Consider the following 251-nt stretch of genomic DNA (forward strand, 5'->3'; position numbering starts at 1 on the left):
CAAGTTTGAGAAACCCGTAAATAAACCCGCCCCCGTAGGGGCACGGCGTGCAATAACTTTTGATTTTTACCAAAGATTGTAGAACGCCGTGCCCCGAAAGCCGGAAATGTATTTCCTGACATATTCCAAGTTTGAGAAACCCGTAAATAAACCCGCCCCCGTAGGGGCACGGCGTGCAATAACTTTTGATTTTTACCAAAGATTGTAGAACGCCGTGCCCCGAAAGCCGGAAATGTATTTCCTGACATATT

1 protein-coding gene is annotated in these 251 nt (G+C 46.6%); it reads right to left on the minus strand.

What is annotated here, in order from left to right; translation table 11 throughout:
• Positions 1 to 251 (minus strand): hypothetical protein (locus tag MiSe_RS50430; RefSeq protein WP_226595145.1); only part of this gene is annotated, 251 nt, incomplete at both ends.

It is taken from the genome of Microseira wollei NIES-4236 (genome assembly GCF_020521235.1).
GTDB classification, from domain to species: domain Bacteria; phylum Cyanobacteriota; class Cyanobacteriia; order Cyanobacteriales; family Aerosakkonemataceae; genus Microseira; species Microseira wollei.